At 67.5% G+C, this 4,619-nt stretch carries 3 protein-coding genes; 2 read left to right on the top strand and 1 reads right to left on the bottom strand.

The window, feature by feature from the left end; translation table 11 throughout:
- Positions 1 to 773, top strand: a 773-nt coding sequence (locus tag Air01nite_RS40570) for a hypothetical protein (RefSeq protein WP_203708830.1), incomplete at its 5' end; no start/stop codon positions are given.
- 169 nt (positions 774 to 942) lie between these two features.
- Here Air01nite_RS40570 and Air01nite_RS40565 read toward each other — a convergent pair.
- Positions 943 to 1,254 (bottom strand): hypothetical protein, encoded by a 312-nt coding sequence (locus Air01nite_RS40565; RefSeq protein WP_203708828.1) that lies wholly within the window; start codon positions 1,252 to 1,254, stop codon positions 943 to 945.
- A gap of 1,915 nt (positions 1,255 to 3,169) precedes the next feature.
- On the opposite strand from Air01nite_RS40565, the gene Air01nite_RS40560 reads away from it, so the two are divergent.
- Entirely contained in the window at positions 3,170 to 4,342 is a 1,173-nt protein-coding gene (locus Air01nite_RS40560; RefSeq protein ID WP_203708825.1) for a hypothetical protein, read from the top strand.
- Positions 4,343 to 4,619: the final 277 nt, after the last annotated feature.

Raw genomic sequence — 4,619 nt, 5'->3', positions numbered from 1 at the left:
CGGAGGCGTGGGCGCACAAGGTTGAGCCGGTTGTCGATTCCGCGTTGTGGTGGCGCGCGAACAAGGTCCTAGAGGCGAACAGGGGCGAGAGCCGCGCGAACAAGGGTGGTCGGCCGGTCGCCAGTCCAGCCAACTGGATCTCCGGCATTCTCGACTGCCCCGCATGCGCGGGGAAGCTGTACCTCAATGCCGGCATGACGCCGGCACGGCACTCGCGCACGGGCAAGCCACGCGTGCCGAAGCCGCGCACGCCGAAGCTGCGCTGTGGTGGTCATGCCAAGCGGCGCCTGTCCTGCGGCGAATTCACGGGAATCGACGCGCAACCCGTCATCGACGTCGTTGCCGGCATGTTCGCCAACGACACGACAGAAATCCTCGCGTTTCAGCGAGTGGCGGGAAACGCGCACGAGCTGGACGAGCTGCACGCCGGACTCCGCAAGATCCAGGCTCGGCTGTCCGCCACCGAAGACGACGACGAACTGGACACCCTGGTCGCGGAACGCAAGACGGTCAAGGCACGCATCGAGGGATTCGCGATCGTTGCCGACCGCTTCGACTACGCACCCACCGGGCAGACGGTCGCCCAGATGTGGAATACCGGTGACGACACCCTCAAGCGCGGAATGGTCCGCGCGGTCAAGGCATCCTGGGGAATGGCTCTCGCCGAGCATGACAGGCAGTGGGGAATCGCCATCGGGACGACAGGCCAAGACGCCCCGGAGAGGGCGATGGGGATTGTCGACCTAGGCAACGGCCTGTGTTTTCGACGTTAGCCGCCGATACGGTCGAGGCTCACCCGGCATCTCACCGGGTGAGCCACTTTGCGTTACCGCTCGACGGCTAATCGGGGCCGTCGCGACAGGGAATGACGAGCACAATCTTTCCCGCCTCAATGAGGTGATCTCAGCAAGGTAGATCATGCACGCTGCGGACGCGGGTCCCCTACTCCAGTGGCTGGTAAGCGTCGTGTTCGCCGTAGTAGAGGACGGCAAACGTCGCGTCTTCCGCGGTCGGTGTCGCGCCATCCCTCCACTCGCTCCAGACCTCGACGGCTTCCAGAGCGAGATCGACCTCCAGCAGGTAGTCGTGGCCAGACTCGGTCGTCACGCCGTCAGGGACGTCGTCGCCAGTGAGAACCAGCGCATCCGAAGAGGGTTTCCACGGCCGTCGTGCATAGATGGTCGGACCTGGCGAGTAGCCGTCGCCAGAAGGGATGTCATCGAGATGGGAGATCACGTCGAGAAGGGTCGGCACATCTGTGACCTTACGGCTGTCGACGATGTCCCAACCGCGTAACGCAGCCTAGCCTTCGCTGTATCAGCAAGATAGGTACCGGTGCTCGAAGTGAGTGAGCACGAGTGCGGCTTTCGCTATCGGGCCGATCTTCTGGGGGCAGGCGGTGACGTGCTGCAGGTAGGCGGAGGACTGGCGCTACGAAGGCCCGGCCGAGCACGGCCGGGTCCTGCTGCGGCTGAAGGTCCGCCGCCCACGCGGGCCGCGTCACCGGTCCGCACTATCAACGGCACTGTCCACCGGATGCCCCTGCCGACGCCCGGCCACTGATCGCCCCGCCGGGCCGCACAGCGCCGGGACGACGTGACCGCGACAGTCGGCACTGACGAAGGTTTGTGGAATGCATCGCCAGGGCCGCACGAACATCCTCGCCGACGTTTCGCCCACGCCTTCTCGGGAGCTGTCTCGCGGGCCATGCGCACCCGCCTCCGGAGGCGGGTGCGCATGGCCTAGCGCCGTTGACCTGCATCAACGCTTCATTGGTGGTGGGTGCCACGAGGAAACTTGGCCGGGCATTTGCCGCGAGGTCGAAGACCCACAGGCAGGCCCGTGGTGCGGGCCTTCTAGGCCATATGTCATCGCCCATGATGAGGTGCGACGGATCGGCATACACTGCTGCCGTGCGGCTGAGGGATGTGATTTGGTGGGGCTCATTCGGCGTGATCGCGTCGGCCTGGGTCGCCGTCCTGGTCTGGGTCCACCTCGGTGGCGGGCTACCTCACCTGCTCCTCGCGCTTATGATCGCCTGTGGGCTCGTCCTGTCCATCACCTTCCGTGCCTTCGGCGTGCGGCGCATCTGGTCAAGGCATCCACCTGACGGTGTCAGACGCTGAAGCGGGGAATTGGCGGGCCCTGCTGGACTTGGACCAGTGACCCCTTCGATGTGAACAAGGTCAGGCCGCACCTGGCACGTCCGCCACCGTCTATCTGGCCTGGTCGAGGTGTGGGTCCGTGTCGGAACCATCGGATTGGCATCGGGCCATATGGCGTCGACTGCCGCCGGTGATGAAACGGTCAAGTGCGGAATGGTCCGCGCGGTCAAGGCGTCCTGGGGCATGGTTCTCGCGGAGCGAGATGGGCGGTGGGGGATCGCCGTTGGGACGGCAGGCCCGAACAGCCCGGCGGGCGCGATGGGGATTGTCGACCTTGGCAACGGCTTGTGTTTCCGACGTTAGCCTGCCTAGTGGCGGAGGCTCACCAGGCATTCTCCGGGTGAGCCTCCTTCTCGTGGCCGCTGGGTAGCTAGTCGGGGTCGTTGTGTTCCGGAATGACGAGCACAATCTTTCCCTCCTCGATGTGCCTGAGCACGTTAGGGAGCCTGAAATCCCGAGGTTGGACGATCACGGTCAACGTTGGTGAGTCATCCGTGGTGGAGCGCCGCCGCCGTGGTGGCCGTGGCGGGGCCGGTTCCTGCGGTACGGGTTCGGGTGGGGTGGACGGTGGGATGTGGTCCGGCGACGTCCCCCGGGCGTCCGGACCCGTATTGGCGCGTGTGGTGCTTTCGGGGGTGGGCTCACCCGTCGTTCGGGTGTGCCCGGTGCCGGCTAGTCGTCGGCTGTGCGTGGTGCGTGGATGTTGGCGTTCAGCCATTTCCCTCCACAGTGGATGCCACGGGTTGCCAGGGGATTCGTGGGCACGGCTCTCTCACCTCCGTTGCTGGGGTCCGACTGTTCGTGGTGCGGCCTATCGGCCCCCGCTCCCGGTAGCCCGGGTAGCGGGTGTCTGTGATCCAGCGTGCGCTACCCGGCCGAGGTTCGGGGATTGACACCGGTTAACTGCCCGACCCCCGCGCGACCTGCGCAAACGTTCGCGGGCATCGGTTGGTGGCGATCAGCGGGACTGCGGGTGGCCTCTGGCAGCGCTTACGGTGCCCGGCGTGGCGGGGGTCTCGGAACGAGAGATCAGCAGACCGTGTCTGGCGTGCGGGAAGCCGGTCGCGCAGAGCGGACGGGGCCGTAAACGCCTCTACTGTGACCGGACGTGCCGGCAACGCGCGTACGAGTCCCGCCGGGCCGACGCCACGACCCGCAGGCCCGCGGCGGAGCCGGCCGCGCGGATCATCGAGCGGCCGGTGCCGGTGCCGGTCGAGGTACCCGTGCCGGTCGAGCACATCGTCAAGGTGCCGGTCGGTCCGGACAGCGGGGAACCGATGTCCCAGATCCGCTGGCCGGTCACCCCATACGGTTGGATGCTGGCGCTCGACGAGCTGGCCCAGCGGCTGCGGGATCTGCGGATCCCGTTCACGGACTACTACCGCCTGCACAGCGCCGCTCTGTCGGTCCTGGCCGAGCTGGAAAAACCCGAACCGGGCACGGGCCGCCGCTGGGCGAACATCAAGGTCAAGGACGCGTTCGCGCAGACCCCACCCGAGCTGTTGATCGGAACCCCGGACGGGGTGATGGAACCGTCCCCGGCCGGCCACACCGCCGCCGCCCGGCTGCTCCAGGTCGCCCGCGCCGACCACGAACGCGTCACCGCGGGCATCACCCTCCGATGGCTCGCTGACCGCATCAACATGCCCGGCGACATCCATGCCGTCCGGGAAGGATTGACCATCCTGATCCGCAACAGCCGAGCTGCGCTGCTCCGCAACGGCGAGATCGAGCACCCCGCCTGGCTGTATCACGACGCTGCGTTCACGCTCGTGCTGCGCGACTACGCCCACCCGGACGGCCTCTGGCGTCCCGCGCCGCCACGGCCACCGACACCACCACCGAACCCCGCCGCCGACACCGCGACGGGATTCTCGTTCGAGGTGCCCGACCCAATCGAAACCGCGTTGATCTACCTGATCGCCCGCGCGGCCGACGGCGGCAACCGCCCGACCACGCTGCGGCACCTCGCCGCCGACGCCACCACCACCGTCGAAGCGATGCACGCGGCCGTCATCGGGTTGGTCGACTCGCCCGCACCCGCCTGGCTGTCCCGCAACGGACGCCGCGTACGCCCCGAACGACTCACCCACACGTCGCGCTTCACCCTGCACACCACGCGGGAAACCGTCCGCTACTTCACCACCACCGACGACACCGACGGCACCGAAGGTTAGAGCTACCGCTGCCCACCAGCGGCGTTCCGGGCCGCCGCCCGCTGCATCCGCGGCGCAGCTCCGCTGCTCGCCGAACGACCCCCCGGATTGCGGGCCGCCGCCGACTGCACCCTCGCCGCAGCCCGCCCCGTCGTCGGAGTCGACTTCCCACCCTTGCCCTTGCCCGCCCCACCAGCAGACGCGCCGCTACTACCGCTGCCTTTAGCCATAGCAAGCACCTTCCTCAGTCCCGCTACAACCTCGACGCTACTGCCGACGGCGATCGACACCCCACCCC

This window comes from Asanoa iriomotensis, from assembly GCF_016862515.1.
Lineage (GTDB): Bacteria > Actinomycetota > Actinomycetes > Mycobacteriales > Micromonosporaceae > Asanoa > Asanoa iriomotensis.
The sequence above is the reverse complement of the archived record's forward strand: the minus strand, read 5'-3'. Positions and strand labels throughout refer to the sequence as shown.